General features: G+C 66.1%; 21 protein-coding genes. 13 read left to right on the forward strand and 8 right to left on the reverse strand.

The window, feature by feature from the left end:
* The first annotated feature begins 18 nt into the window (after nt 1-18).
* On the forward strand, nt 19-1,038 hold the full coding sequence (locus tag B2R83_RS13200; RefSeq protein ID WP_292041981.1) for a glycoside hydrolase family 43 protein: 1,020 nt from the start codon (nt 19-21) through the stop codon (nt 1,036-1,038).
* Nucleotides 1,039-1,126: 88 nt separating this feature from the next.
* Here B2R83_RS13200 and B2R83_RS13205 read toward each other — a convergent pair whose 3' ends face one another.
* Nucleotides 1,127-4,063, reverse strand: coding sequence for a TonB-dependent receptor (locus tag B2R83_RS13205; RefSeq protein ID WP_292041983.1), 2,937 nt, complete (start codon nt 4,061-4,063; stop codon nt 1,127-1,129).
* Nucleotides 4,064-4,326: 263 nt separating this feature from the next.
* On the opposite strand from B2R83_RS13205, the gene B2R83_RS13210 reads away from it, so the two are divergent.
* Complete coding sequence (locus tag B2R83_RS13210) at nt 4,327-4,869, forward strand: alpha-glucuronidase family glycosyl hydrolase (RefSeq protein ID WP_292041985.1); 543 nt, start codon at nt 4,327-4,329, stop codon at nt 4,867-4,869.
* Nucleotides 4,764-6,536 (forward strand): alpha-glucuronidase, encoded by a 1,773-nt coding sequence (locus B2R83_RS13215; protein WP_292041988.1) that lies wholly within the window; start codon nt 4,764-4,766, stop codon nt 6,534-6,536. The genes B2R83_RS13210 and B2R83_RS13215 overlap by 106 nt, the downstream gene beginning before the upstream one ends.
* Nucleotides 6,537-6,649: 113 nt before the next feature.
* Here the strand turns inward: B2R83_RS13215 and B2R83_RS13220 are convergent, their stop codons facing one another.
* Entirely contained in the window at nt 6,650-7,897 is a 1,248-nt protein-coding gene (locus tag B2R83_RS13220) for an SGNH/GDSL hydrolase family protein (protein WP_292041990.1), read from the reverse strand.
* A 95-nt stretch (nt 7,898-7,992) separates the two neighbouring features.
* On the opposite strand from B2R83_RS13220, the gene B2R83_RS13225 reads away from it, so the two are divergent.
* Nucleotides 7,993-9,360 (forward strand): enolase C-terminal domain-like protein, encoded by a 1,368-nt coding sequence (locus B2R83_RS13225; protein ID WP_292041991.1) that lies wholly within the window; start codon nt 7,993-7,995, stop codon nt 9,358-9,360.
* Between the two features lie 39 nt (nt 9,361-9,399).
* On the opposite strand, the gene B2R83_RS13230 is transcribed toward B2R83_RS13225, so the two are convergent.
* A complete protein-coding gene (locus B2R83_RS13230; protein ID WP_292041993.1) occupies nt 9,400-10,740 on the reverse strand; it encodes a hypothetical protein in 1,341 nt (446 codons plus the stop codon).
* Between the two features lie 259 nt (nt 10,741-10,999).
* Here B2R83_RS13230 and B2R83_RS13235 point away from each other — a divergent pair, with 259 nt between their 5' ends.
* The 4 genes from B2R83_RS13235 (at nt 11,000) to yacG (ending at nt 13,554) form a co-directional block, all read left to right on the forward strand.
* Complete coding sequence (locus B2R83_RS13235; RefSeq protein ID WP_292042003.1) at nt 11,000-11,872, forward strand: prepilin peptidase; 873 nt, start codon at nt 11,000-11,002, stop codon at nt 11,870-11,872.
* Between the two features lies 1 nt (nt 11,873).
* Nucleotides 11,874-12,497 (forward strand): dephospho-CoA kinase, encoded by a 624-nt coding sequence (coaE, locus tag B2R83_RS13240; protein ID WP_292042009.1) that lies wholly within the window; start codon nt 11,874-11,876, stop codon nt 12,495-12,497.
* Between the two features lie 99 nt (nt 12,498-12,596).
* Nucleotides 12,597-13,352, forward strand: coding sequence for a cell division protein ZapD (zapD, locus tag B2R83_RS13245; protein ID WP_209587917.1), 756 nt, complete (start codon nt 12,597-12,599; stop codon nt 13,350-13,352).
* Between the two features lie 19 nt (nt 13,353-13,371).
* Nucleotides 13,372-13,554 carry a DNA gyrase inhibitor YacG gene (gene yacG / locus B2R83_RS13250; RefSeq protein ID WP_292042014.1) on the forward strand — a complete coding sequence of 61 codons (183 nt, stop codon included), beginning with the start codon at nt 13,372-13,374 and terminating at the stop codon, nt 13,552-13,554.
* 196 nt (nt 13,555-13,750) lie between these two features.
* Here yacG and B2R83_RS13255 read toward each other — a convergent pair whose 3' ends face one another.
* From B2R83_RS13255 to argJ, 3 genes are read right to left on the reverse strand one after another with little or no spacing between them, the layout of a single operon-like run.
* Nucleotides 13,751-14,170 carry an NUDIX domain-containing protein gene (locus B2R83_RS13255; protein WP_292042017.1) on the reverse strand — a complete coding sequence of 140 codons (420 nt, stop codon included), beginning with the start codon at nt 14,168-14,170 and terminating at the stop codon, nt 13,751-13,753.
* Nucleotides 14,163-15,062, reverse strand: a complete 900-nt coding sequence (locus B2R83_RS13260; protein WP_292042020.1) for an ATP-binding protein — start codon at nt 15,060-15,062, stop codon at nt 14,163-14,165. The genes B2R83_RS13255 and B2R83_RS13260 overlap by 8 nt, the downstream gene beginning before the upstream one ends.
* Before the next feature lie 13 nt (nt 15,063-15,075).
* On the reverse strand, nt 15,076-16,314 hold the full coding sequence (gene argJ, locus B2R83_RS13265; protein ID WP_292042024.1) for a bifunctional glutamate N-acetyltransferase/amino-acid acetyltransferase ArgJ: 1,239 nt from the start codon (nt 16,312-16,314) through the stop codon (nt 15,076-15,078).
* Between the two features lie 345 nt (nt 16,315-16,659).
* Here argJ and B2R83_RS13270 point away from each other — a divergent pair, with 345 nt between their 5' ends.
* The 3 genes from B2R83_RS13270 to B2R83_RS13280 all read left to right on the forward strand — a co-directional run bounded on the left by B2R83_RS13270 (nt 16,660) and on the right by B2R83_RS13280 (nt 19,554).
* Entirely contained in the window at nt 16,660-17,391 is a 732-nt protein-coding gene (locus tag B2R83_RS13270; RefSeq protein WP_292042027.1) for a transglycosylase SLT domain-containing protein, read from the forward strand.
* 29 nt (nt 17,392-17,420) lie between these two features.
* Nucleotides 17,421-18,437, forward strand: a complete 1,017-nt coding sequence (locus B2R83_RS13275; protein ID WP_292042035.1) for a peptidoglycan recognition protein family protein — start codon at nt 17,421-17,423, stop codon at nt 18,435-18,437.
* An 82-nt stretch (nt 18,438-18,519) separates the two neighbouring features.
* The gene (locus B2R83_RS13280; protein ID WP_292042040.1) at nt 18,520-19,554 is read left to right on the forward strand and encodes a MerR family transcriptional regulator; all 1,035 of its coding nucleotides are present in this window, start codon (nt 18,520-18,522) and stop codon (nt 19,552-19,554) included.
* Nucleotides 19,555-19,575: 21 nt separating this feature from the next.
* Here the strand turns inward: B2R83_RS13280 and B2R83_RS13285 are convergent, their stop codons facing one another.
* On the reverse strand, nt 19,576-20,061 hold the full coding sequence (locus B2R83_RS13285) for an Lrp/AsnC ligand binding domain-containing protein (RefSeq protein WP_027866013.1): 486 nt from the start codon (nt 20,059-20,061) through the stop codon (nt 19,576-19,578).
* 106 nt (nt 20,062-20,167) lie between these two features.
* Here B2R83_RS13285 and B2R83_RS13290 point away from each other — a divergent pair, with 106 nt between their 5' ends.
* Together B2R83_RS13290 and alr are read left to right on the forward strand one after the other, a co-directional pair.
* Nucleotides 20,168-21,457 carry a D-amino acid dehydrogenase gene (locus B2R83_RS13290; RefSeq protein WP_292042044.1) on the forward strand — a complete coding sequence of 430 codons (1,290 nt, stop codon included), beginning with the start codon at nt 20,168-20,170 and terminating at the stop codon, nt 21,455-21,457.
* A 19-nt stretch (nt 21,458-21,476) separates the two neighbouring features.
* On the forward strand, nt 21,477-22,568 hold the full coding sequence (gene alr / locus B2R83_RS13295) for an alanine racemase (RefSeq protein WP_229445908.1): 1,092 nt from the start codon (nt 21,477-21,479) through the stop codon (nt 22,566-22,568).
* A gap of 198 nt (nt 22,569-22,766) precedes the next feature.
* Here alr and secA read toward each other — a convergent pair whose 3' ends face one another.
* Nucleotides 22,767-25,550: a preprotein translocase subunit SecA gene (gene secA, locus B2R83_RS13300; protein WP_292042049.1), complete on the reverse strand. Its 2,784-nt coding sequence runs from the start codon at nt 25,548-25,550 to the stop codon at nt 22,767-22,769.
* Nucleotides 25,551-25,724 lie beyond the last annotated feature (174 nt).

The raw sequence follows: 25,724 nt of genomic DNA on the forward strand, positions 1-25,724 counted from the left end.
CAAACAGGTCCCAACCATATGTCCGAAGTCATCGACACCGAGCACGTGCAGGAACTGAAGGCGCGCGCCATTTCCGCTCCGCTCGTCACCCACATCTATACCGCCGACCCTTCCGCCCATGTCTTCGACGGCAGGATCTACATCTATCCCTCGCACGACATCGAGGCCGGCATCCCCTTCAACGACAACGGCGACCATTTCGCGATGGAGGACTACCACGTCCTCTCGCTCGACCATCCGGGCGGCGAAGCGGTCGACCACGGCGTCGCCCTCCACGTGAAGGACGTGCCCTGGGCCGAACGCCAGATGTGGGCGCCGGACGCGGCCTGCAAGGACGGCAAGTACTACCTGTACTTCCCGGCCAAGCGCCCCGACGGCATCTTCCAGATCGGCGTCGCCGTGAGCGAGCACCCGGCCGGCCCCTTCGTGCCCGAGCCCAAGCCGATCGAAGGCAGCTATTCGATCGATCCGGCCGTCTTCGAAGACGTCGACGGCGCCTTCTACATGTACTTCGGCGGGATCTGGGGCGGACAGCTGCAGAAGTACCGCGACAATGCCTATGACGCGGCCAACGAAGAGCCGGATGCGAGCCAGGAAGCGCTGGCCCCGCGCGTGGCGCGGCTCACGTCCGACATGACGCAGTTCGCGGAAAGCCCGCGCGCGGTCCTCATCCTCGACGAGAACGGCCAGCCCATGCTCGCCGGCGACCACGAGCGCCGCTATTTCGAGGCGCCCTGGCTGCACCGGCACGACGGCAAGTATTACTTCTCCTACTCGACGGGCAATACCCACCTGCTCTGCTATGCGGTCGGCGACAGCCCCTACGGTCCCTTCACTTACCGTGGCCAGATCATGACGCCGGTGATCGGCTGGACCACCCACCATTCGATCTGCGAGTTCGAAGGACGCAGCTACCTGTTCTACCACGACAGCAGCCTGTCGGAAGGCGTGACCCACCTGCGCAGCGTGAAGGTCACCGAGCTGCACTACGACGACCAGGGGAATATCCTCACGATCTCGCCGTACGGCGAACGCTAGCATCCGCTGGCCAGCAAGGACAAAGGGCGCCGATGGCGCCCTTTGTCGTTTCTTCCTTGCCTCGCCAGGCTGCGCGAGGCAAGGTACATCAGAACTTCATGCGCATGCCGACCGAGATGGTGCGGCCCGGCTTGTAGCTGGTGAAGGTGGCGTTCGAGAACTGGAAGTAGGCGCGGCGCACGGTGTCGGTCGCGTTCACCACGTCGAAGGTCAGGGTCGGCAGGCCGTCGCGGTCGAGCAGCTTCTCGAGGTCGAACTGCGACGAGAAGTCGAGCTGCTTGAAGTCGTCGCTGTACAAGGCCGCGGCGGCGATGCCGTTCTGGTTCAGGCCCGAGATCTGGCTGCCCTGCGAATAGGTGTGCGACAGGCGCGCCATGAAGCCATGGTTCTCGTAGTAGAGCTGGAAGTTGTTGCTCTTCTTCGGCACGCCCAGCGCCACGAAGCCCTGGGTGCCTTCGCCGGTCGCCTTCTGGTCGATCAGGGTCAGGGTTTCCGAGAAGCCGAAGCCGCGCCACGGCAGCAGCTTGTCGAGCGGCTGCACCCAGCCCAGCTCCAGGCCCTTGATCTTCAGTTCGCCGCCGGCGTTGCGCTGCGAAGTCATCACCACGTTGGCGTTGGCGGGACCGCCGCGGGCGTCGAGCGCCTGCTGCATGGTGGGGGTCACGCTCTCGTAGGTGACGCCGTACTGGGCCAGCGCGCTGAAGGGCAAGGTATTGTTCTGGTTGACCGTGAAGCCGTTCAGCGTCTTCTGGAACACCGTGGCCGCGACATAGCCTTCACGTCCGGTGTACCACTCGACGCCGAAGTCCAGGTTGTCCGAGATATAGGGCGCCAGGTTCGGTGCGCCCAGGCTGCCGATGTCGGCCGATGGGTTCGAGAAGTTGATGCCCGGACGCAGGGCCTCCGGATTGGCGCGGGTCATCGAGCGCGAGGCCGAGGCGCGCAGCACCACGTTCTTCGCCAGGTCGAGGGCGGCGCTGGCCGACGGCAGCGTATTGCTGTAGGTCTTGTCGACGTAGACCCACTGGTTCACGTTCGGGAAGGGTGTGGCGCCGGCCGGCAGGCTGGCGTTGCGCGGGTCGGCCACCGAGTTGTAGGCCCCCACGCTCTGTTCGGTGCGCACGTAGCGCACGCCGGCGTTGTAGCGCAGCTGGTAGCCCACCAGCCGGGTGACGCCGTCGGCTTGCAGGAACACGCCCTTGGTCTTCTCCTGGATGAAGCCGGTGGCCGCGCCGGTATTGGCCGCGCCGGTGATCGGCGCCTGGTCGAGCAGCTGCTGGTAGTTGGTGTCGCCCGCGAAGCGCTGCCAGTCGACTTCGATCAGGCCGTTCGGGCCGCGGCGCAGGTACTCGCCCACGCGCGCGCCGATCGTGCCCGCACCCTGGCAGCCGGCCACGTTACCGCAGATCAGGTTCTGCCAGGCGGTCGAGTTGTCGCGCGCGGTGATGCGGCGCAGGATGTCGTCGTAGGCGAAGCCACCCTTCACGCTGAAGTCGCTGTCGCCCCAGGTCAGGTCGGAACGCAAGCCCTTGGTGCTGGTCTCGCGCAGCTCCTGCTGCAGGTTGACGCGTGCGCCGTTGGCGGTGTCGAGCCGGTAGTTGGCCGGATTCGTGATGTCCATCGAGCTGACGATGCGCGGGATCGGTCCATTGGTGAAGCTCACGGTATTGCCCGCGTTGACCGGCGTGACCGGCAGCACGGTGGGCGACTCGCGCGAGAACTCCGACTTGGTGTAGTTCAGCTGGGCGTTCAGCTTGAGCTTCTCGCCGAGCTGCCATTCCATGCCCGGGTTGACGCCCTTCAGGCGCACCTTCTCCATATAGGGACGGTATTCGGCAAAGAACTGGGCGTTTGCGAAGGTGCCGCTTTCGACCACGCAGCCGTTGGCGCAGTCGCTGCGGTCGACCTTCATGTCCAGCGGGATGATGGCGCCGTTGCGGCCGATCCAGTTGGTATCGATGCGCTGCAGGTCGTTGTCCTTCTCGCTGTACATGGTATCGACGTAGAAGTGCAGGCCGGCGCTCGGACGGAACTCACCGGACAGGATCGCGGTGACCTTGTCCTTGTCGCCGTACTGCGCCATCTGGCGACCCAGGCGCGGAATCAGGGCGTTGTCGATCTGCTGGATGGAGAGGCCCGGGTTACGGGCCAGCAGCAAGGCCTGGTCGATGGCGGCGCCCGGGGTCAGGCCGTTGCCGGCATTGCTCGGGACGGTCGCCGGGATGGTCCAGTTGCCGCCGCCGGTGTTGTTGCGGGTCGGGCTGCTGTTCTGGGCCGCGGTCAGGTTCGGGTTGGTCAGGCCGATAGTCTCGTAGCCGGTGGCCTGCACCTTGGACTTGTTCCAGGCGACGCCGCCCAGGATGCCCCAGGTGTTGTTGAAGGTCTTGCTGGCCAGGACCGAGCCGCGGTTGCCCCACTTGCCGGCGACCTGGTTGCGGGTGCCGCCCAGGTTGGCGGATACGTAGCTGCCCTTGTGGTCGAAGGGACGCGCGCTGCGCATGTCGACCACGCCGGCGGCGCCGCCTTCGAGCAGCGACGCCGACGGGCTCTTGCTGACGGTAAGCTTGGTGAACAGGTCGGTGGGCAGCAGGTCGAGGTCGACCTCGCGGTTGGTGTTCTGGCTGTCGGTGCTGCCGGTGGAGGCCACCGCGATCGGGGCGCCGTTCAGCAGGACCTTGGTGAAGCTGGTGCCCAGGCCGCGGATCTGGATGTTGACGCCCTCGCCCGTGATCTCGCGCGACACCTGCACGCCCGGGATGCGGTTGAGCGATTCGGCGATGTTCGTGTCGGGGAATTTGCCGAGGTCCTCGGCGAAGATCGAATCCTGGAAGCCTGTGGCTTCGCGCTTGTCGCGCGCCGAGGTTTCCAGGCTGCCGCGGTAGCCGGTCACCTGCACGGTCTGGATCGAGCCCTGGGCACTTGGCGCCTCCTGCGCGTACGCTGCCGAAACCAGCCCGGCGAGGATGGTCAGTTGAAGAATGCGGCCGCCGGTATGACCGGGGCGCAGGAATCGCTGCTGGACCATGATTGTCTCCTGAGTATTTTTATGCAATATGTTGTCGGCGACGCGATCAACATTTTGAATAACATAAATGTTATCGCAATCATTTTTAGTCTAAACTTCAACTTTTATACTTGTCAACTAATATATTTGCTGCGAAGACAACCGCAGAAAAAGCGTGGCGCACACGCGAAATTAGTTACTGTTTGAAAAAGTTTGCGCTAACATCCGGATTCCAACATACGTCGGGCGCAGCTAGGCCGGACAACAAAACGACGGAGACTATCTTGCAGCGATCCCTCGCATCCGTGCTGGTTCGCGCCCTGGCAGCCTTGCTGCTGGGCGCCATGTTCGCAGCCGCCGCCCGCGCCGACGAAGACGGCTACCAACTCTGGCTACGCTATCGCGCCCTGCCGGCCGTCCAGGCAGCCGCAGTGCCGGCCAGCGCGATCGTCACGCTGGCGCCCGAGACCCCGACCGTGCTGGCCGCACGCACCGAACTGCAGCGCGCCCTGGGAGGCATGCTAGGCCGGGTGCCGCAGGCTGCCACCGCCATCCGCGCCGGCAGCGTGGTGCTGGCGCGCAGCGACCGCCTGCGCGCCGGGCTGCCTGCCGAGCTGCGCGGCTCCCTGGACCGCATCGGCCCGGAGGGTTACCTGCTTGCCCGCACCCGGATGCAGGGCCAAGACGTGTTCCTGATCACTGCGAGAGCGACATCGGCCTCTTGTATGGCAGCTTCGCCTGGCTGCGCGCCCTGCAGGACGGCAGCGCCGCCTCCCTGGTGCGCAGTCCGCTGGTCTCGAACCCTGCCCTGCCGCTGCGCGTGCTGAACCACTGGGACAACCTGGACCGCAGCGTCGAACGCGGCTATGCCGGCCAATCGATCTGGAACTGGTGGGAACTGCCCGCCATCGTCGATCCGCGCTACCTGGACTATGCGCGCGCCAACGCTTCGCTCGGCATCAACGGCACGGTGCTGAACAACGTCAATGCCAAGGCCGAGGTACTGAGCCCGGCCTTCATCGCCAAGGCCGCCGCGGTCGCGAAGGTCCTGCGCCCCTACGGCATCCGGGTGTTCCTCTCGGTGCGCTGGTCGACCCCGCTGGACCTGCGCGAGACCGCCACTGCCGATCCGCTCGACCCGGCGGTGGCCGCCTGGTGGCGCCGCAAGACCGAGGATATCTACCGCAGCATCCCCGACTTCGGCGGTTTCCTGGTGAAGGCCAACTCGGAAGGCCAGCCCGGCCCGCAGGACTACGGCCGCAACCACGTCGACGGCGCCAACATGCTGGCGCGCGCGCTGGCGCCGCATGGCGGCACCGTGATGTGGCGTGCCTTCGTGTACGAGCCGCCCGAGGCGCGCAAGCGCAAGGGCCTGGGGGACGATTCGAAGCACGACCGCGCCGCCCACGCCTACGACCAGTTCAAGCCGCTGGACGGCAAGTTCGACCCCAACGTGCTGGTGCAGGTGAAGAACGGCGCGATCGACTTCCAGCCGCGCGAGCCCTTCCATCCGCTGTTCGGCGCCATGCCGGACACGCGCCTGATGATGGAATTCCAGATCACCAAGGAGTATCTCGGTTTCGCCACCCACCAGGCCTACCTCGGCCCGATGTTCCAGGAGACCCTGCGCGCCGACACCCGCGCCGGCGGTCAGGCTCTCACCGTGACCCAGGCATTGCAGGGCGCGCAGAAGGGACGCGTCGGCGGCATCGCCGGCGTGGCGAATATCGGCAGCAGCCGTAGCTGGTCCGGCTCGGTCTTCGATCAGGCCAACTGGTACGTGTTCGGACGCATGGCCTGGGATCCGATGCTGGACGCCGGCGCCGTGGCGCGCGAGTGGGCGGCGCAGACCTTCTCGCCGGACAGGCAGGTGCTCGACCCGGTGGTCGCGATGATGATGGCTTCGCGCGAGGCAGTGGTCGACTACATGACGCCGCTCGGCCTGCACCACCTGATGGACACCGGCCACCACCATGGCCCGGGCCCCTGGGTGGACAACCTGGAGCGTCCCGACTGGAACCCGGTGTACTACCACCGCGCCGGCCGCGACGGCATCGGCTTCGACCGCACGGCGCGCGGCAGCAATGCAGTCAGCCAGTACGCGTCAGAAGTCGCGCGCCGCTTCTCCAACCCGGCCACCACGCCGCCCGAACTGCTGCTGTGGTTCCACCACCTGCCCTGGGACTACCGCATGCCTTCAAACCGCACGCTGTGGGAAGAGCTGGTGGCGCGCTACGACCGCGGTGTGCTCGAGGTCGGGCGCATGCAAGAACGCTGGAATGGGCTGCGTGGGGTGGTGGACGCCCAGCGCTGGAACGACACCGCCCAGCGCCTGGCCCAGCAGCGCGCCGAGGCGCAGTGGTGGCGCGATGCCTGCCTGGCGTATTTCATGCACGTGTCGGGACGGGCGCTGCCGGCCGGGGCGAAGGCGCCGGCGCAGTCGCTGGAGTATTACCGCGCGCTGCGTTTTCCGTACGCTCCCGGTAACGGTTGAGTTGTGCGTAGCGTGGACGGGTCTCCCGTCCGCGCGTTCAACTCACGGATGCGCTGCCACTGCGCTTGCACTGGCTGAACGCGCGGACGGCATAGCCGTCCACCCTGCATGAATCAGCGGCGGCAGTCCTTCAGCAGCTCCAGCGGCACCGCCTCCGCCATCGCCTTGTACCCCGCCATGTTCGGATGCAGCCCATCGTTGTCATACGCCTTGAGGAGGTGATCCGGCCGCGCGGGATCGCGCAGCGCCGCATCGAAGTCGATCACCCCGTCGAACACGTTCGAGCGGCGGATCCAGTCGTTGTACGCCAGGCGATCCTGTTCGTTGGGCGCCTTCGGGTGGTAGTACTCGCTGCCGGCATAAGGGGTGATGGTGGCGCCGATCACGCACACGCCGCGCGCCTGGGCACGCGCCGCCGACTGGCGCAGCGCCTCCTTCATATCAAGCAGCAGCTGCGCGCGTGCGGCCGGGCTGTCCTGCCCGCTCCGGTGCAGGCCGCCGAAGTCGTTCACGCCGATCAGGACGATCGCATGGCGCACGCCCGACCGCTCCAGGACGTCGCGTTCGAAGCGCGAAACCAGGTTGGGGCCCAGGCCGTCGCGCAGCAGGCGGCCGCCGCCGATCCCCGCATTCACCACGCCGACTCCCGTCATGCCGGCCTGGCGCAGCCTGGTCGCCAGGCCGTCGGTCCAGCGCAGGTTGGTGTCCGGCGCGACGCCATAGCCGTCGGTGATCGAATCGCCGATCGCCACCACGGCATGCGCGCCGGGCCCGGCCTCGACCTCGATCCCGGCCAGCTGGTACCAGCGCGTGAAGCTGGATGCCTGCGGCAGCTCGGCAGCCGTGAGCTGCTGTCCCGGCGCGATGAAACTGGTGGCGCGGGCGCCCGGGTGGCTGGTCTGGCGGCTTGGGGCGGCCGGGTAGTGGATCGATACCGCCAGGTCGCTTCCGGCGCTGTGAGGCAGGTCGACCGGGTCGCTCAGGTACTCGGCGCCGGCCGGGATCGTGACCGAGGCGGCGCCGTCGAAGCGCAGGGGCCGGCTGCTGGCCGGGTCGATCGTGGAGCGGCCCGGCCCGCCCGACAGCGCGATGCTGGCGCCGCCAATCACCAGCGGCTCGGTGCCGAAGGCATTGCTGAACCTGACCCGCAGGCGCTCGCCGCCCAGCGACACTCGCAGCACCTGGCGCAGGGTGGCGTCGCGCCACTGGGCGGGCGCCAGTTCGTGCTCGGCGCCGGGCACCATCTGCGCCGTCCCCCAGGAGGCGACCCAATGGGAGGCGCCTGGCTGCCGCGGAGCGCCGGCACATCCGGCCAGCAGTACGGCAGCCAGCGCGGCTGCCAGAATCGATTGACGCGCCATCGCAATTCCTTCACACTGATTATGTTAGCGCAACCATTTTATTTGATACTAATGTTACGAGCAAGTTCCATCCTTGCTTGCAAGGAGACTCTTCGATGAATCCGATCCAGCGACACGCCAGCCCGACCGTCACCGAGATGCAGGTGATCCCGGTGGCCGGCATGGACAGCATGCTGCTCAACCTGTGCGGCGCCCATGCGCCCTACTTCACGCGCATCCTGGTGCTCCTGAAGGACAGCGCCGGCAACACCGGCATGGGTGAGGTTCCGGGGTCAAGCGGCATCCTGCGCGCGCTGGAGCGCCTCGTGCCGCTGGTTGGCGGCACCCCGATCGCCCGCTACAAGCACACGCTGAACACGCTGCGCGGCGCCATCGCGGGGCCGAACCACCAGGTCACGTCAACAGCGGAAGCCGCCCTCCTGGCGCAGCCGCATGAGATCAACCTGCGCCTGGAGAACGTGATCACGGCAGTCGAAGCCGCCCTGCTCGACCTGCTCGGCCAGCACCTGGGCGTGCCGGTCTGCGAGCTGCTGGGCGGCGGCCAGCAGCGCAGCCACGTGCCGATGCTGGCCTACCTGTTCTACATCGGCGACCGAAAGCGCACCGACCTGCCCTATTCTCCCGGCAGCGGCGCGGATGACTGGTACGGCTTGCGCACCGAGGAAGCGCTCACGCCGGAGAGAATCGCCGACCTGGCCGAGGCCAGCGTCGACAAGTATGGCTTTCGCGACTTCAAGCTCAAGGGCGGCGTGATGCGGCCGGAAGAAGAGATTGCGGCGGTGGCGGCCATCAAGCGCCGCTTCCCCGAGTCGCGCGCGACGCTCGACCCGAACGGCGCCTGGTCCTTGGCAGAGGCAGTCTCCGCCTGCCGCGGCCAGGGCCATGTCCTGGCCTATGCCGAAGACCCGTGCGGCCCCGAGCAGGGTTATTCCGGACGCGAGATCATGGCCGAATTCAAGCGTGCCACCGGCATCCCCACCGCGACCAACATGGTCGCCACCGACTGGCGCCAGATGGGCCATTCGCACCTGCTGGGCGCGGTCGACATTCCGTTGGCGGACCCGCATTTCTGGACCATGCAGGGATCGGTGCGCCTGGCCCAGCTGTGCCATGACTGGGGCCTGACCTGGGGCTCGCATTCGAACAACCATTTCGACGTGTCGCTGGCCATGTTCACCCACGTCGCCGCCGCGGCGCCCGGCACGATCACCGCCATCGACACCCACTGGATCTGGCAGGAGGGCCAAGAGCGCCTGACGCGCGAGCCGCTACAGATCGTTGGCGGACAGGTGGCGGTGCCGGAGCGCCCGGGCCTGGGCATCGAACCCGACATGGCGCGCATCGAGCAGGCGCACCTCCTGTACAAGAAGGTGGCGTCGGGCGCACGCGACGACGCGACGGCGATGCGCTACCTGTTCCCGGACTGGACCTACGACGCGAAGCGTCCCAGCTACGCGCGCTGAGCGCTCCACGCGGGCGCACACGGCGCCCCGGGGCGGCGTTCAGCGCAGTGCCGCCTGCAACTGCCTTGCCATCCTTCCCATCAGCGCCCGCCACAGGTAGCCGCCCATCCTGAGCGGCCGGTGGCGGTCGGCCCCGCGCCGTCCCATGCGCTGCGGCAGGAAGAAGCGCCCGAATGTGGACAGCCCGCTGCGCCGCAGCGTCCAGAAGCAGCCGCCGGCATACACCGTGTCGAAGCCATCCTCGGAGCGCAGCAGCTGCAGTGCCGTTCCCGAAAACATCGCCACGTGGGCCGTCTGCTGTTCATCATCCATGCGCGGCTTCACGCGAAAACCGTGCCGGTAGGACAGCTCCACCGTCTGGCGCAGATCGGGCAGGTGCACGAGCAGGGGCCGCAGCGGCCCGGCCGTCTCGAGCAGGCGCGGCAGCACATGCATCGTGGTCGCGATGCGCTCGCGGTAGCGCGCGAAGGCCGCCTTCAGTTCCCCCAGCGAGGCCTGCGGCGGACGCGGCAGCGGCGGCGGGCGCTTGCGCCAGCACTCGGCCCAGTGCTCCAGCGCGCGCTCGTGCGCGGCCCCGAGCGTGCCGGGCGTGTCGCGCTGCAGGTCGATGCTGCTGCCCGGTGTGAGGAAGCGGATCACGCCGCGCAGGTTTTCCAGCCGCGACAGCTCGAGCAACTCGGGCGGCGACAGCCTGCCGCCGTTGAGCCAGACGTTGTCGGACCGCGCGAAACGTGCGAAGGAGGCGATCGGCACCACCAGCCGGGGCCGGAAGTGCTCGACCTGCAGCGCCAGGCGCTCCACCGCCGCCTTGGCTGCCGCCTCGCGTACCGCGAACTGTTCCGGATTACCGCACCAGCCCATGCTGCCGAAACCGGTGAGCAGCAGGTCGATGCGCGAGGCCGCCCGCCCGATGCGCGGCGCCGCCGCATGACAGGCGGCCTCGGTGGCCAGCGCCCGGTCGCCGAGCTTGAGGATGCTGCGGCCGCCGCAACTGATCAGGCAGGCGGAGTCGCCGTCGCCGTTGGCCAGGGCAGTGAGGCGCAGGTCACCGGCCAGCGCCACGGTGACGCCGTCCGGGCATTCGCCTACCGGCAGGCGCTGGCGCCGCAGTTCCTCGCCGATGCGCATGTCGCGCCCGGGGCGGTAGAGGAAGGTAGCGATGCCGCGGAATTCGCTCCGGAAGCGCCGCAGGAAGGGCAGCGAGAAATGGTCGGGCTGGGCACGCGAGCACCATATATAGACGGGCACGCCGGCCGCATTGAGGATGTCGAGCAGGGCCGCATGGCTGGTAGCGCCGTCGACCAGGCTCCAGGCCTCGCCCAGCACCGCGCCTTCCAGCCATGGGTCGGACACCAGGAGGGCACCGTCGGTGCGGACCATGAAACAGGCATGGTTCAGGAAAGTAAATGTTGCGCGTGGCATCGCAGGCACCCGGGAGTCGCTCTATCAAGGTCCAGCGTAGCCGCGCGCCACGGAGCGGGCATGATCCCTCACAATCGTGCGCCGGGACGGCATACCACACCACCACTCCCGGCGAGGTGCAGATGCTTCGCCAAATCACGGGAAACCTCTACAATAGGTTGATGTAAAGAATCTTTTCCCGCTTTGTGCCCCTGCTTTCTGATCGGACCCTGCCGCCATGCCCCTGGAATCCCTGCTGTTTGCCCCGCCGGCCACACTCAGCGCCACCCTGGTGGCCGCCCTGTTCGGGCTGCTCGTCGGCAGCTTCCTGAACGTGGTCATCCACCGGATTCCGAAGATGATGCAGCGCGAATCCGACAATTACGTGGCGCAGGAGAGCGGCAAGGAGCCGCCGCATACCGACCGCTACAACCTGATGGTGCCGAGGTCAAGCTGCCCGCACTGCGGCCACCAGATCACGGCACTGGAAAACATCCCGGTCATCAGCTGGCTGGCCCTGCGCGGCAAGTGCCGCAAGTGCAAGGCGCCGATCTCGGCGCGCTACCCGGCGGTCGAGCTGCTGACCGGCATCCTGGCGGGCGTGCTGGTGTGGACCTTCGGCAGCGGCCTGGCCGGCCTGGCGACCCTGCTGTTCCTGTTCCTGCTGGTGGCGATGACCTTCATCGACATCGACACCCAGCTGCTGCCGGACGACCTGACCTATCCCCTGCTGTGGGCCGGCCTGCTGGTGAACCTGCACGGCACCTTCGTGCCCCTGCAGGACGCCGTGGTCGGCGCCGCCGCCGGCTACCTGGTGCTGTGGTCGGTGTACTGGCTGTTCAAGCTCGTCACCGGCAAGGAAGGCATGGGCTACGGCGACTTCAAGCTGCTGGCGGCGCTCGGCGCCTGGCTCGGCTGGCAGATGCTGCCGACCATCATCCTGCTGTCCTCGGTGGTCGGCGCGATCGTCGGCATCAGCCTGATCGTGTTCGCCAAGCGCGGCCGCGACAAGCCGATTCCCTTCGGCCCCTACCTGGCGGCGGCCGGCCTGATCGCCCTGCTCTACGGCAGCGCCATCAGCGCCCAGTTGCAAGCCGTCGTGACCGGCTGAGATGGACACCGCACATCAGCTCGCTTTCTCGGTCGGCCTGACCGGCGGCATCGGCTGCGGCAAGAGCACCGTGGCCGACATGTTCGCGGCCCTCGGCGCCTCGGTCATCGATACCGACCAGATCGCCCACGCGCTCACCGCCCCGCACGGCGCGGCGATGCCGGCCCTGCTCGCCGAGTTCGGCGAGGACTTCGCCACCCCCGAGGGGGCGCTCGACCGGGCCAGGATGCGCGCCCTCGTGTTCAGCGACGCCACGGCGCGCGCCCGGCTCGAGGCCATCCTGCACCCGCGCATCCGCGAGGCCACCGCGGCCGCGGCCGCCATCGCCGGCGGCGACTACGTGATCTTCGTCGTGCCCCTCCTGATCGAATCGGGCACCTGGCGCGAGCGCGTCACCCGGGTGCTGGCGATCGACTGCCCCGAGGAGCTGCAGGTGGCGCGGGTGATGGCGCGCAGCGGCATCACCGAGGCACAGGTACGCGCCATCATGGCCGCCCAGGTCACCCGCGAACAGCGCCGCGCGGCGGCCGACGACATCATCGTCAACGACGACGGACTGGACGCTTTACGCCCGCAAGTCGAGATTTTGCACGCAATGTATTTATCCCAGAGCAAACGAACTTGAAAATCAATTGAATTAGGTCAATGCGGGATTTGTAATTTTGCGCAGCATGGTTCAGAATCACGGGGTTGCTCGCCAGCCTACATTCAGAGGAATGTCATTTTGATCGTCTACGAATATCCTTTCAACGAGCGGATTCGCACGTTGTTGCGGCTGGAAGATTTGTACGAGAAGTTCAAGTTCTTTGTGCAACAAGAGCACCCGATGCAGCACCACGTGGCCCTCGCCACGATCTTCGACATGCTGGAAGTGGCCGGGCGTGCCGACCTGAAGTCCGACCTGCTGCAGGAGCTCGAGCGTCAAAAGCAGAGCCTGCTGTCCTACCGCAGCAATCCCAATGTCGCCACCGAGACGCTCGACGCCGTGCTGGCCGAGCTGGACGCCGTCAGCGGCGCGCTGGTGGCAAGCCAGGGCAAGACCGGCCAGAACGTGCGCGACAACGAATGGCTGATGAGCATCCGCGGCCGCACCATCATCCCGGGCGGCGCCTGCGAGTTCGACCTGCCCTCGTATTACGCCTGGCAGCACCGACCCGCGCAGCAGCGCCAATCGGATATCATGGGCTGGTTCGCCCCGCTGGCGCCGCTGTTCGAGGCCCTGGCCCTGGTGCTGCGCCTGCTGCGCGATTCCGGCGGCCCGGCCAAGATGATCGCCGTGGGAGGCAGCTACCAGCAGATGCTGCAGGGAAAGGTCTACCAGATGCTGCGCCTGTCGATCGACGATTCGCTTGGCGCGATTCCCGAAATCTCGGCCAACAAGTATATGCTGTGGGTTCGCTTCACCACCCAGGACGGGGACTGCAAGCCGAAGGCGCTGGAAACAGACGTGCCCTTCAACCTGACCCTGTGTAATTTCTGATTCAACGATTGAGACGAAGATGACTGTTGTAGCCTGCCCGACCTGCGGCAAGAAGGTCGAATGGACCCCGGCGAACAAGTACCGCCCGTTCTGCTCGGAACGCTGCAAGCAGATCGACCTGGGCGCCTGGGCCGAAGAAAAGTACACGATTCCCGGCGCGGCGCCGAACGATCCCCAGGACGACAAGCCGACGGACGACTGAGCACCAGTAACAGCGCGAGCGGCATTACGGTTCCGCTGTTCTTTAGCTAACCCTAAGACCGTCGTACCCGCCACTGGCGGCTACGACTTCCGGCGAAGGCCGGAACCCAATTTGACTTTCGCGGCATATCGACGAAATTGGATCCCGGCCTTCGCCGGGATGACGTGCCGAGGGGGCGGTACTAAGTTATGCTGGGCTACTCCGGCGTCGCGTAACGCACCTTATCCAGCCACTCCAGCAAGGGTATCGTCGCCGGCAATAATGGACTGACGCTGTACCCTCCCTGCCATGCGAAGGCCTGCCCTTCCAGGCTTTGCGGCTCGCCTTCCCATTCGCGGCAGATGTAGAAATACAGGCGCACGTGCGCATGCTCGTACACATGCTCGACGCAGCACCAGGCCTCGCCGCTGAGCGGGCGCACGCCCAGCTCCTCGACAAACTCGCGCTGCAGCGCGTGGAAGATGTCTTCGCCCGGTTCGACTTTCCCGCCCGGGAATTCCCAGTAGCCGGCATAGGGCTTGCCTTCCGGACGCTGGCCCAGCAGCACGTCGCCGTTGGGGCGCATCAGGATGCCGACTGCGACGTCGACCGGTTTTGCTTTTACTGCTTCACTCATTGGTTTCTTGATCCGGCAGCCTGCCGGCGTAGTCCTTCGCAAATTGCCACGCCACCCGGCCCGAACGCGAACCGCGTTGCAGCGCCCACTGCAGCGCCTCCATCCTCGCCGATTCGATTTCCTCCGGCGTGCAGCCGAAGCTGGCCAGCCAGTGGGCGACGATGCCCAGGTAGTCGTCCTGCCTGAAGGGGTAGAAGGAAAGCCACAGGCCGAAGCGTTCCGACAGCGAGATCTTCTCTTCGACCGTCTCGCCCGGATGCAGGTCGCCGTCGTCGCCATGGGTGTAGCCGGCGTTGTCCGACATCTTTTCCGGCATCAGGTGGCGCCGGTTCGAGGTCGCATAAATGAGCACATTGTCCGACTGCGCCGAAATGCTGCCGTCGAGCGCCACCTTGAGCGCCTTGTAGCCGGCCTCGCCTTCCTCGAAGGACAGGTCGTCGCAGAAGATCACGAAGCGCTCCGGCCGTCCCGCCACCAGGTCGACGATGTCGGGCAAATCGGCCAGGTCGGCCTTGTCCACCTCGATCAGGCGCAGGCCTTCGCTTGCGAAGCCGTTCAGGCAGGCCTTGATCAGCGAGGACTTGCCGGTGCCGCGCGCACCGGTCAGCAGCACATTGTTGGCCGGGCGGCGCAGCACGAACTGCTTCGTGTTCTGCTCGATCGCACGTTTCTGGGCGTCGACGTGCTGCAAATCCTCGAGCCGGATGGTCGAGGCGTGCAGCACCGGCGCCAGGTATTTGCCGCCACCGCCGGCGCCACCAGGGCGCTTGCGCCAGCGGAAGGCGAAACTGCGCTTCCAGTCCGGCTCGCGCGGCACCGCGGGCGGCAGCACCGCTTCGACCCGCGCCAGCAGGGCTTCGGCGCGGTGCAGGAACTGTTCCAGTGGCGTCACTCCCTTGCTCTCCTTACGAACGGTAGTCGGCGTTGATCGAGACGTAGTCGTGCGACAGGTCGCAGGTCCAGACGGTGGCGGTGGCGTTGCCGCGGCCGAGCGTCACGCGCACGGTGATCTCGGCCTGCTTCATCACGCGCTGGCCGTCCTCTTCCTTGTAGTCCGGGTTGCGCCCGCCCGCCTTGGCAACCCACACGTCGTCCAGGTAGAGATCCAGCTTGGTGGTATCCAGGTCGTCGACGCCGGCGTAGCCGATCGCGGCCAGGATGCGGCCCAGGTTCGGGTCCGAGGCGAAGAACGCGGTCTTGACCAGAGGCGAGTGCGCGATCGAGTAGGCGATCTTGCGGCACTCTTCCACGCTCCCACCTTGCTCCACCGTGATGGTCATGAACTTGGTCGCGCCTTCGCCGTCGCGGATGATCTGCTGCGCCAGGTTGCGCGAGATGTCGGTCACGGCTTCCTTCAGCGCTTCGTAGTCCGCACCCGAGGCGGCATCGATGTTCAGGCTGCCCGCGCCGGTGGCGACGATGATGAAGGAGTCGTTGGTCGAGGTGTCGCCGTCGATGGTGATGCTGTTGAACGAGTGGTCGGCCGCGTGCTTCACCAGTTCGTCCAGCACCGGCTGCGCCACGCGCGCGTCGATCGCCAGGTAGCCCAGCATGGTCGCCATGTTCGGCTTGATCATGCCGGCGCCCTTGCTGATGCCGGTCATGGTAACAAGATGGCCGCCGATGGTGACGGTGCGCGAGGCGGCTTTCGGCTGGGTGTCGGTGGTCATGATCGCCTCGGCGGCGTTGAACCAGTTGTCCGCCTTCAGGTTCGACACGGCGGCCGGCAGGCCGGCGACGATTCTATCGATCGGCAGCTGCTCGAGGATCACGCCGGTGGAGAACGGCAGCACCTGCTGCGCGTCCAGGCCCAGCAGCTTCGCCACCTCGGCGCAGGTGGCCTGCGCGTTGGCCAGGCCCTGCTCGCCGGTGGCGGCGTTGGCGTTGCCGGTGTTGACCACCAGGGCGCGGATCGGCTTGCCGCCATTCGCGACGGCTGCCAGGTTGGCCTTGCTCACCTGGACCGGCGCGGCGCAGAAGCGGTTGGTGGTGAAGACGCCGGCCACGGTCGCACCTTCGGCCAGCTTCATCACGAGCAGGTCCTTGCGGTTAGGCTTCTTGATACCGGCTTCGGCAAAGCCGATCTCGATGCCGTTGACGGGTTTCAGGTCGGCTGCGACTGGCAGGGGGGAATTGACGGCCATGGCGATCTCTTAAAAGAAAAGATAGGTAATCCGATATTGTACTGCCAGCAGCGGCTAGGGCGAGCAGGCCTGTCCAGCCAGGGTGTCGCGCCCGCTTTCATGCCGTGCGCATAAAGCGATAACCCCCGCTTACACCCTCTTAATCTGTGTGTATGGTCCGACTTTTAGTGGCGCATTGAGCACGATTCATTTCTGCCGAAATATTGTTTTAAATCAAACCCTTACCGTTTCTCGACCTGGAGTATGCATATACTCGACAGGCCTGGAAATGGCATGTTGTTGGATTCTTCCAGGCACCCTTCCGGCCCCGTGCCGGAGCCTATTCAAACAACACTGGAGACAACAATGAAGCAAAGCGTCAAGCTGCGGCTGCTGGCCGCGCTATGTGCAGCAATCCTTGGAACGGCGGCAGCGCCGCTCGCGCTCGCCGACGGCAAGCAGGCCGAGCTGACCGTGTCGGCAAAGCAGTACAAGCAGTACTTCCGGGAAGCCTCGAACGAATTCAACGTGCCGGTCGAACTGCTGCAGTCGATCGCCTATGCCGAAACGCGCTGGCATCCGCACGTCCCCAAGGGCAAGCTCAAGAAAAACGGCGAGCCCGAGGTCGAAGTCGAGTCGCATGAAGGCATGCCGATCAGCTACGGCATCATGGGCCTGCGCGACGACAATCATTTCGGCCACTCCTTGCGCGAAGGCGCGGCCCTGATCCGCGTCACGCCGGAACAGGCGGCCTCGGACACGCGCTCCAACATCCGCGCCGCCGCCGCCCTGCTCGCCCACTACGGCGCCCGCAAGAACAAGGGCTTCCCGCTCGCGGACTGGGAAAGCGCGGTGGCCCGCTACAGCGGCATCCCGCAGCCCGAGATCGCGAAGATCTACAGCTACGAAGTGCTGACCGCGATCCGCCAGGGCCGGCGCAGCGACAAGTTCGAGATCGACCAGAAGCACGTCGAGATGGAGAAAGCCTACGGCAAGGAGCGGCTGCGCAAGCTGTCCGCGCGCCGCATCACGGTGGAAACCGGCACGCCCGATCCGAAGATTTCGGCGCCGGATTTCGTCGATACCCCGAATAAATAATAACGAAGCAGAATACGGAGACAACATCCATGAAGAACATGATGCGCGGCTCATTTGCCAGGCTCCTCGCAGGCCTGTGTTTGATCGCGTCGGCCCAGCCGGCGCTTGCCTCGACCGACTATCCGCCGGCCATCTGGAACCCGGCCGCCAGCTGCAATTATTCCGCCCGCACCGCCTCGGTCAGCCACGTGACCGTGCACACCACCCAGGGCTCCTACGCCGGCTCGATCTCCTGGTTCCAGAACTGCAGCGCCGGCGTCAGCGCCCACTACGTGATCCGCTCCTCGGACGGCCAGGTGACGCAGATGGTGCGCGAAGCCGACAAGGCCTGGCACGTCGGGAACTCGAACGGCTACACCATCGGCATCGAGCACGAGGGCTACATCGCCAACCCGTCCGCCTGGTACACCACCGCGATGTACAACGCCTCGGCGGCGCTGACCAAGGACATCCTCGCCTCGCGCGGCCTGGCGCAGAAGGTGTATGACGGCAGCAGCGGCTGGAGCGCCGTGCCCTCGGACTCGCTGTACAACGTCAAGGGCCACGTCAACTACGCCAGCCAGAGCCATACCGACCCGGGCTCGGGCTGGGACTGGCCGCGTTACAAATCGCTGGTGGCCGGCAGCACCTCGGGCGGCGGCACCACCACCACCTGGCCGCTGGTCCAGTACGGGAACACGGGCGAGCGCGTGCGCACCATCCAGTACCTGCTGCAGCAATGGGGCTACACGCTCACCGTGAATGGCAGCTTCGACACCACGACCCAGAACGCGGTGAAGAACTTCCAGTCCTCGCACGGCCTGGGCGCGGACGGCGTGGTCGGCAACGCCACCTGGCCGGCGCTGACCATCCTCACCCAGCAGGGCGACTCGGGCGCCAAGGTGCGCGCGGTGCAGAGCCAGCTCAACGAGAGCGGCGCCGGCATCACGGTGGACGGCGCCTTCGGCCCGGCCACGGCGACCGCCGTGAAGAACTTCCAGACCTCGAAAGGATTGAGCGCCGACGGCGTCGTCGGCGACAACACCTGGAACAAGATGGTCTGGTAAGCAGGGGTGTGCGAAGATGCTTGACCCTCACGCAAGGTGAGGGTCCAGAGTAGCGCTACGCATGAAGACGGGGAGAAGCTCGATGTTGAAAGTGGGAGAACTCGCGGCGCGCGCCGGCCTGACGGTCCGCACGCTGCACCATTACGACAGCATCGGGCTGCTCTCGCCTTCTGCGCGTTCCGATGCCGGCTACCGCCTCTACAACCGCGACGACGTGGCGCGCCTGCAGCAGATCCAGGCCCTGCGCGCGTTCGGCATGGCACTCAGCGACATTGGAGCTTACCTGGACAGTCCCGCCGCCTCGCCGCTGGCCATCGTCGAGCGCCAGCTCTCCAGCCTCGACCAGCAGATCGCGCAGGCGCGGCACATGCGCGAGCAGTTGCTGCGCCTGCGCTCGCGCCTGACCGCCGGCGAGGAGACGGACCTGTCCATCTGGCTAACCACTCTGGAGCAGATGAACATGTACGAAAAACACTTTTCGAAGGAAGAACTGGCGCGGCTGCCGCTGTACCGGAACCCCGAGGCCCAGGCCGAATGGCAGGAGCTGGTGCGCCACGCTCAGTCGCTGATGAATCGCGGCGTCGCGCCGGATACGCGCGAAGCGAGGGCTTTTGCCGAGCGCTGGCTGGGCTGCGTGGAGCGCGACAGCGGCGGCGACCCCGCCTTCATCCTGCGCCTGACCGCCATGGCTGGGCAGGATCCGGAAGCGCAGAAGGAGATGGGCTTGACGCCCGCGCTGCTGGCCTACATGCGCACGGCGATCGCCGAGCTGCGCTTCGGCATCTACGCGCGCTACCTGCCCGAAGCGACGCTGCAGCGCATGCGCCGCCACGAGGCAACGCATTCGGACGAATGGATCGAGCTGGCCATGGCGATCCGTGCACGCATGGGGGCCGACCCGGAGGCGCGGTCGAGCGAGGCACTGGCGCTCACCCGGCGCTGGTTCGCGCTGTTCCACGATATGGTCGGCGACGATCCCGAGGTGGTGGCGCAATTCCGCCGCGCCGGCAGCCTTGAGCCCATGCTGCACTTGGGCACGGGGATCGGCGACGATGTGATCGGCTTCTTGCGCCGGGCCATGCAGAACATCCAGGCGCAGGCGCAGGCCCAAGCGTAAGCGACAGGGATGCGGCGCTGTTCAGCGCGGAATCGACAGCGCCAGCGTCTCTTTCAGCTCTTCCATCACCACATAGCTCTTCGACTGGCCGGCATCGGCTACGTGCAGGATCTCGCCCAGCAGGCGGCGGTACTCGGACATTTCCGGAATGCGGGCCTTGATCAGGTAGTCGAAATCCCCAGATACGAGGTGGCACTCCATTACCTCGGGAATGCCGAGCATCGCCCGGCGGAAGCGGTCGAAGGCTTTTTCGGATTTCTGGTGCAGGGTGATCTCGACGAACACCAGGATCTGCAGGCCCATCGCCTGGGGATTGACGCGCGCATGGTAGCCGGCGATCACGCCGTCGCGCTCCATGCGCTTGACCCGTTCGATGCAGGGCGTCAGCGACAGCCCGACCTGCTCGGCCAGGTCTTTCATGACGATGCGCGCGTCGTCCTGGAGAATCGACAGGATGTGCAGGTCGATCTTGTCGAGGACGCGGTGGGAGTTCTTCTGGACGCGCATGAAGTTTCACTGAAAACGTGTGTAATAACAGGAACCATTATTTCACCACCACCTGTATCATGGCAATCTTTTCTGAATCCGGCTTCTTTCTTAATCAGGACTCCTCATGCGCGTTCTCGTACTGGGCAGCGGCGTGGTCGGCGTGACCACCGCATACTATCTGGCCAAGGCAGGCCACGACGTCACCGTCATCGACCGTCAACCCGGCCCTGCCCTGGAGACGAGTTTTGCCAACGCCGGCCAGATCTCGCCGGGCTATGCCTCGCCCTGGGCGGCGCCGGGCATTCCGCTGAAGGCCGCGAAGTGGCTGTTCCAGAAGCACGCGCCGCTGGCCATCCGTCCGGACGGCTCGCTGTTCCAGCTGCAGTGGATGTGGCAGATGTACCGCAACTGCACCGCCGACCGCTATGCCGTCAACAAGGAGCGCATGGTGCGCCTGGCCGAGTACAGCCGCGATTGCATCCGCGAACTGCGCGCCGACACCGGCATCGAATACGAAGGCCGCAGCCTGGGCACGATCCAGCTGTTCCGCACCCAGCAGCAGCTGGAAAGCGCCGGCAAGGACATCGAAGTCCTGAAGGACGCCGGCGTCGACTATGAACTGCTGCTCGGCCACGACCTCGGCAAGGCCGAGCCGGCGCTGGGCTCGCACGGCACCCTGGTGGGCGGACTGCGCCTGCCGAACGACGAGACCGGCGACTGCCAGATGTTCACCACCCGCCTGACCGCGATGGCGCGCGACCTGGGCGTGCGCTTCGAGTTCGATACAAGCATCCAGGCCCTCGACATCGCCGGCGACCAGATCACCGGCGTGCGCACCGACAAGGGTCTTCTCATGGCCGACCGCTACGTGCTGGCGCTGGGCAGCTACTCGCGCCTGCTGCTCAAGCACCAGTTCACGCTGCCGGTCTACCCGCTCAAGGGCTACTCGATCACGGTGCCGATCACGGACGCGAGCCGTGCGCCGGTGTCGACCATCCTGGACGAGACCTACAAGATCGCCGTCACCCGTTTCGAAGACCGCATCCGCGTGGGCGGCATGGCCGAGATCGCGGGCTACAGCCAGGTCCTGAACCCGGCGCGCCGCGAAACCCTGGAAATGGTGGTCAACGACCTGTTCCCGGGCGCCGGCGACACCCGCCAGGCATCCTTCTGGACCGGCCTGCGTCCGATGACCCCGGACAGCACCCCGGTGGTCGGGGCCACCCCGCTGCGCAACCTGTTCACCAACACCGGCCACGGCACCCTGGGCTGGACCATGGCCTGCGGCTCGGCCAGCGTGATCGCCGACCTGGTCAGCGGCAAGAAGCCGGCCATCCGCGCCGACGACCTGGCGGTGTTCCGCTACGCCGGCACTCCGCAGCGCGGCGCTTCGCCCGAACTGGTCAAGGCCTGACGCGCCGATGGTGGATTCTGTGGATGCGTCCCGCGCCGGGGCGCGGCTGACGGTCGACCTGGGTGCGATCCGTGACAATTACCGGCTGCTGGCCGGGAAGACCAAGGGCGCCTGCGCGGCCGTCATGAAGGCCGACGCCTACGGGCTCGGCATGGAACAGGTGGCGCCCGCGCTGGCCCTGGAAGGCTGCAAGACCTTCTTCACCGCCCACCTGGAGGAAGGCATTCGCCTGCGCCAGCTGGTGCCCGAGGATTGCGCGATCTACGTGCTGCACGGACCGCCGCCGGGCACGACGAAGGACTGCTTCCAGTACGACCTGCGGCCGGTGCTGAACGATCCCGGGCAAATCCAGGAATGGCGCGCGCTGGCACGCACCCTGGACCGCGAACTGCCGGCCGCGATCCAGCTCGACACCGGCATGTCGCGCATGGGACTGGCGCCGGAAGACCTGCTGGCGCTCTCCAAGGACCGCAACTGGCTGGCGGGCGTGCGCCCCACCCTCGTGATGAGCCACCTGGCCTGCGCGGACGAGCCCCTGCACCCCTTGAACGAGGCGCAGCGGCGCCGCTTCGAGGAGCTGCGCCAGCTGTTCCCGGGCGTACCGGCCAGCCTGGCCAATTCCTCGGGCGTGTTCCTGGGTTCCGCCTATCACTACGACCTGCTGCGCCCCGGTGCGGCGCTGTACGGCATCAATCCGCAGCCGGGCATGCCGAATCCGCTCAGGCAGGCGGTGTCGCTGCATGCGCGCGTGGTGCAGGTGCGCAGCGTCTGCGATGGCGCTGTGGTGGGCTATGGCGCGCACCATGCCTGCACCGGCGAGCAGCGCATCGCCACCATCGCGGTGGGCTATGCCGACGGGTGGCTGCGTTCGCTGTCGGGACGCGGCTTTGCCTTCGTGGACGGCGTCAAGGTGCCGATCGCGGGGCGGGTGTCGATGGACAGCATCACGCTGGACGTGACCGGGATTGCGCCCGAGCGCGTGGCGCCGGGTTCGGAAGTCGAGCTGATGGGTGCGCACCAGCCGGTGGACGAGGTGGCGGCGCTGGCGGGGACGATCGGGTATGAGGTGCTGACGCGCTTGGGCACCCGCTTCCATCGGCGCTACGTCTGATTACGCAAAATTGGATCCCGGCCTTCGCCGGGATGACGGTCTTTAGGTCAGCGGCAGGAATCGAACCGCTTGCCATTCATACACATTGAAACAACGTCGTCCCGGCGCAGGCCGGGACCCAAGTTCCCAAGCATCACGCAAATATAAAAAAACGGCCGGACATCAGTCCGGCCGTTTCCGTTTACACGCTGAAGCAGCTTACGCCAGCTTGCCGTGGCACGCCTTGAACTTCTTCCCGCTACCGCAAGGGCACGGATCGTTGCGGCCGACCTTCATGCCCAGGTAGGTGTTGTGGTCTTCCGCCGCCACAGCCGCCGAATCGGCGCGCACCGGGTTCGGGTTGAGCAGCTCTTCCGGCGCTGCCGACGGGTTGAAGTCGGCGTGCTGGAAGTTGATGTTTTCCAGCTGCGCCACCTGCGCCGCCATCGCCGCTTCGGCAGCTTCCACTTCCTCGCGGGTCTGGATGCGGACCGTCATGACGGTGCGGATCACTTCGTTCTTGATACGGTCCAGCATGTCGCTGAACAGCTCGAAGGCTTCGCGCTTGTATTCCTGCTTCGGGTTCTTCTGGGCGTAGCCGCGCAGGTGGATGCCCTGGCGCAGGTGGTCCAGCGCCGCGAGGTGTTCGCGCCAGTGGGTGTCCAGGCTCTGCAGCATGACGTTGCGCTCGAAGCCGCCGAAGGATTCCTTGCCGACCACCGCCACCTTGGTGTCGTAGGACTCCGCGGCCGCCTTCAGCACGTGCTCGAGGATGTCGTCGTCGTTCAGGTTCGGCTCGTCGACCAGCATCTTCTGCAGCGGCAGGCTCAAGCCCCACTCCGCGGCCAGCACCGATTCCAGCGACGGGATGTCCCATTGCTCCTCGACCGACTCGGCCGGGACGTACTGGCGCACCAGGTCGGTGAACACGCCCACGCGCAGCGAAGCGATCAGCTCGGCCATGTCGACCGATTCCAGCAGTTCGTTACGCTGGGTGTAGATCACCTTGCGCTGGTCGTTGGCGACGTCGTCGTATTCCAGCAGCTGCTTGCGGATGTCGAAGTTCCTGGCCTCGACCTTGCGCTGGGCGGTCTCGATCGAGCGGGTCACGATGCCCGCCTCGATCGGCTCGCCTTCCGGCATCTTCAGGCGCTCCATGATCGCGCGCACGCGGTCGCCGGCGAAGATGCGCAGCAGCGGGTCGTCCAGGCACAGGTAGAAGCGCGAGGAGCCCGGGTCGCCCTGGCGGCCCGAACGGCCGCGCAGCTGGTTGTCGACCCGGCGCGACTCGTGGCGCTCGGTACCGATGATGTGCAGGCCGCCGGCGCCCACCACGTGGTCGTGCAGCGACTGCCATTCGTCGCGCAGCACCTTGGACTGCGCTTCCTTGTCGGCGTCCGACAGCGCGTCGTTGGCTTCGATCAGCTGGATCTGCTTCTCGACGTTGCCGCCCAGGACGATGTCGGTACCGCGGCCCGCCATGTTGGTGGCGATGGTGATCATCTTCGGGCGGCCCGCCTGCGCGATGATTTCCGCTTCGCGTGCGTGCTGCTTGGCGTTCAGCACGTTGTGCGGCAGGTTCGCCTTGTTCAGGATGCCGGACAGCAGTTCCGAGTTCTCGATCGAGGTGGTACCCACGAGCACCGGCTGGCCGCGCTCGTAGCAGTCGCGAATGTCGTTGAGCATCGCGTTGTACTTCTCTTCGGCCGACTTGTACACCTGGTCCTGGCGGTCCTTGCGCTGCGACGGCTTGTTCGGCGGGACGACCACGGTCTCGAGGCCGTAGATTTCCTGGAATTCGTAGGCTTCGGTGTCGGCCGTACCGGTCATGCCGGCCAGCTTGCTGTACATGCGGAAGTAGTTCTGGAAGGTGATCGAGGCCAGGGTCTGGTTCTCGTTCTGGATGCGCACGCCTTCCTTGGCTTCCACGGCCTGGTGCAGGCCGTCGGACCAGCGGCGGCCCGTCATCAGGCGGCCGGTGAATTCGTCGACGATCACCACCTCGTTGTTCTGCACCACGTAGTGCTGGTCCTTGTGGTACAGGACATGGGCGCGCAGCGCCGCGTACAGGTGGTGGATCAGGGTGATGTTGGCGGCGTCGTACAGCGAAGCGCCTTCCGGCAGCAGGCCCCATTCGGTCAGGATGGCCTCGGCCTTCTCGTGGCCGGCTTCGGTCAGCAGCACGGTGTGCGCCTTCTCGTCCTTGGTGTAGTCGCCCGGGACTTCGATCTTGCCCTTGCCGTCCGGGGTCTCTTCGCCGATCTGCTGGGTCAGCAGCGGCGGCAGCGCGTTCAGGCGGTGGTACAGGTCGGTGTGGTTCTCGGCCTGGCCGGAGATGATCAGGGGAGTACGGGCTTCGTCGATCAGGATCGAGTCGACCTCGTCGACCACCGAGAAGTTCAGGCTGCGCTGCACGCGTTCGCGCACGTCGTAGACCATGTTGTCGCGCAGGTAGTCGAAGCCGAATTCGTTGTTGGTGCCGTAGGTGATGTCCGAAGCGTAGGCCTTCTGCTTGCTGTCGTGGTCGAGCTGCGACAGGTTCACGCCGGTCGTGAGGCCGAGCCAGCCGTACAGGCGGCCCATCGATTCGGCATCGCGCTGGGCCAGGTAATCGTTGACCGTAATGACGTGCACGCCCTTGCCGGACAGGCCGTTCAGGTAGACCGGCAGGGTCGCCATCAGGGTCTTGCCCTCGCCGGTGCCCATTTCGGCGATCTTGCCCTCATGCAGGACCATGCCGCCGATCAGCTGGACATCGAAATGGCGCATCTTCATGACCCGCTTGGCGGCTTCGCGGCAGACCGCGAAGGCTTCCGGCAGGATGTCGTCGAGCGTCGCGCCCTTGGCCAGGCGGTCCTTGAATTCGGGCGTCTTGGCTTGCAGTTCGGCGTCAGACAGCTTTTCCATCTGGGGCTCGAGCGCGTTGATCTGACGCACGGTCTTTTGGTATTGCTTGAGCAGACGCTGGTTACGGCTGCCGAAAATCTGGGTCAGGAATGACATTGCTGTGTTCTAGAAAATTACGCCGCAAAAAGAGCCAGGGGTGGCTTGTACATACTAGCCGCCGCAGACCGCCTATGGCAAAAAGCTACTGATTTTATCATGCGATCCGGCCACACTTGGGGTCATTGGGCAGGATAACAAGGCTGCTGAACAGCAGAATGTTATCAAATTGCA

The organism is Massilia sp. UBA6681 (genome assembly GCF_002454935.1).
Taxonomy (GTDB): domain Bacteria; phylum Pseudomonadota; class Gammaproteobacteria; order Burkholderiales; family Burkholderiaceae_D; genus Telluria; species Telluria varians.

Bases quoted from the DNA above. Each gene is read 5' to 3' on its own strand.
- B2R83_RS13200 (WP_292041981.1), top strand. From the start codon at position 19: ATGTCCGAAGTCATCGACACCGAGCACGTGCAGGAACTGAAGGCGCGC.
- B2R83_RS13205 (WP_292041983.1), bottom strand. From the start codon at position 4,063: ATGGTCCAGCAGCGATTCCTGCGCCCCGGTCATACCGGCGGCCGCATT.
- B2R83_RS13220 (WP_292041990.1), bottom strand. From the start codon at position 7,897: ATGGCGCGTCAATCGATTCTGGCAGCCGCGCTGGCTGCCGTACTGCTG.
- B2R83_RS13225 (WP_292041991.1), top strand. From the start codon at position 7,993: ATGAATCCGATCCAGCGACACGCCAGCCCGACCGTCACCGAGATGCAG.
- B2R83_RS13230 (WP_292041993.1), bottom strand. From the start codon at position 10,740: ATGGTCCGCACCGACGGTGCCCTCCTGGTGTCCGACCCATGGCTGGAA.
- B2R83_RS13235 (WP_292042003.1), top strand. From the start codon at position 11,000: ATGCCCCTGGAATCCCTGCTGTTTGCCCCGCCGGCCACACTCAGCGCC.
- coaE (WP_292042009.1), top strand. From the start codon at position 11,874: ATGGACACCGCACATCAGCTCGCTTTCTCGGTCGGCCTGACCGGCGGC.
- yacG (WP_292042014.1), top strand. From the start codon at position 13,372: ATGACTGTTGTAGCCTGCCCGACCTGCGGCAAGAAGGTCGAATGGACC.
- B2R83_RS13255 (WP_292042017.1), bottom strand. From the start codon at position 14,170: ATGAGTGAAGCAGTAAAAGCAAAACCGGTCGACGTCGCAGTCGGCATC.
- argJ (WP_292042024.1), bottom strand. From the start codon at position 16,314: ATGGCCGTCAATTCCCCCCTGCCAGTCGCAGCCGACCTGAAACCCGTC.
- B2R83_RS13270 (WP_292042027.1), top strand. From the start codon at position 16,660: ATGAAGCAAAGCGTCAAGCTGCGGCTGCTGGCCGCGCTATGTGCAGCA.
- B2R83_RS13275 (WP_292042035.1), top strand. From the start codon at position 17,421: ATGAAGAACATGATGCGCGGCTCATTTGCCAGGCTCCTCGCAGGCCTG.
- B2R83_RS13280 (WP_292042040.1), top strand. From the start codon at position 18,520: ATGTTGAAAGTGGGAGAACTCGCGGCGCGCGCCGGCCTGACGGTCCGC.
- B2R83_RS13285 (WP_027866013.1), bottom strand. From the start codon at position 20,061: ATGCGCGTCCAGAAGAACTCCCACCGCGTCCTCGACAAGATCGACCTG.
- B2R83_RS13290 (WP_292042044.1), top strand. From the start codon at position 20,168: ATGCGCGTTCTCGTACTGGGCAGCGGCGTGGTCGGCGTGACCACCGCA.
- secA (WP_292042049.1), bottom strand. From the start codon at position 25,550: ATGTCATTCCTGACCCAGATTTTCGGCAGCCGTAACCAGCGTCTGCTC.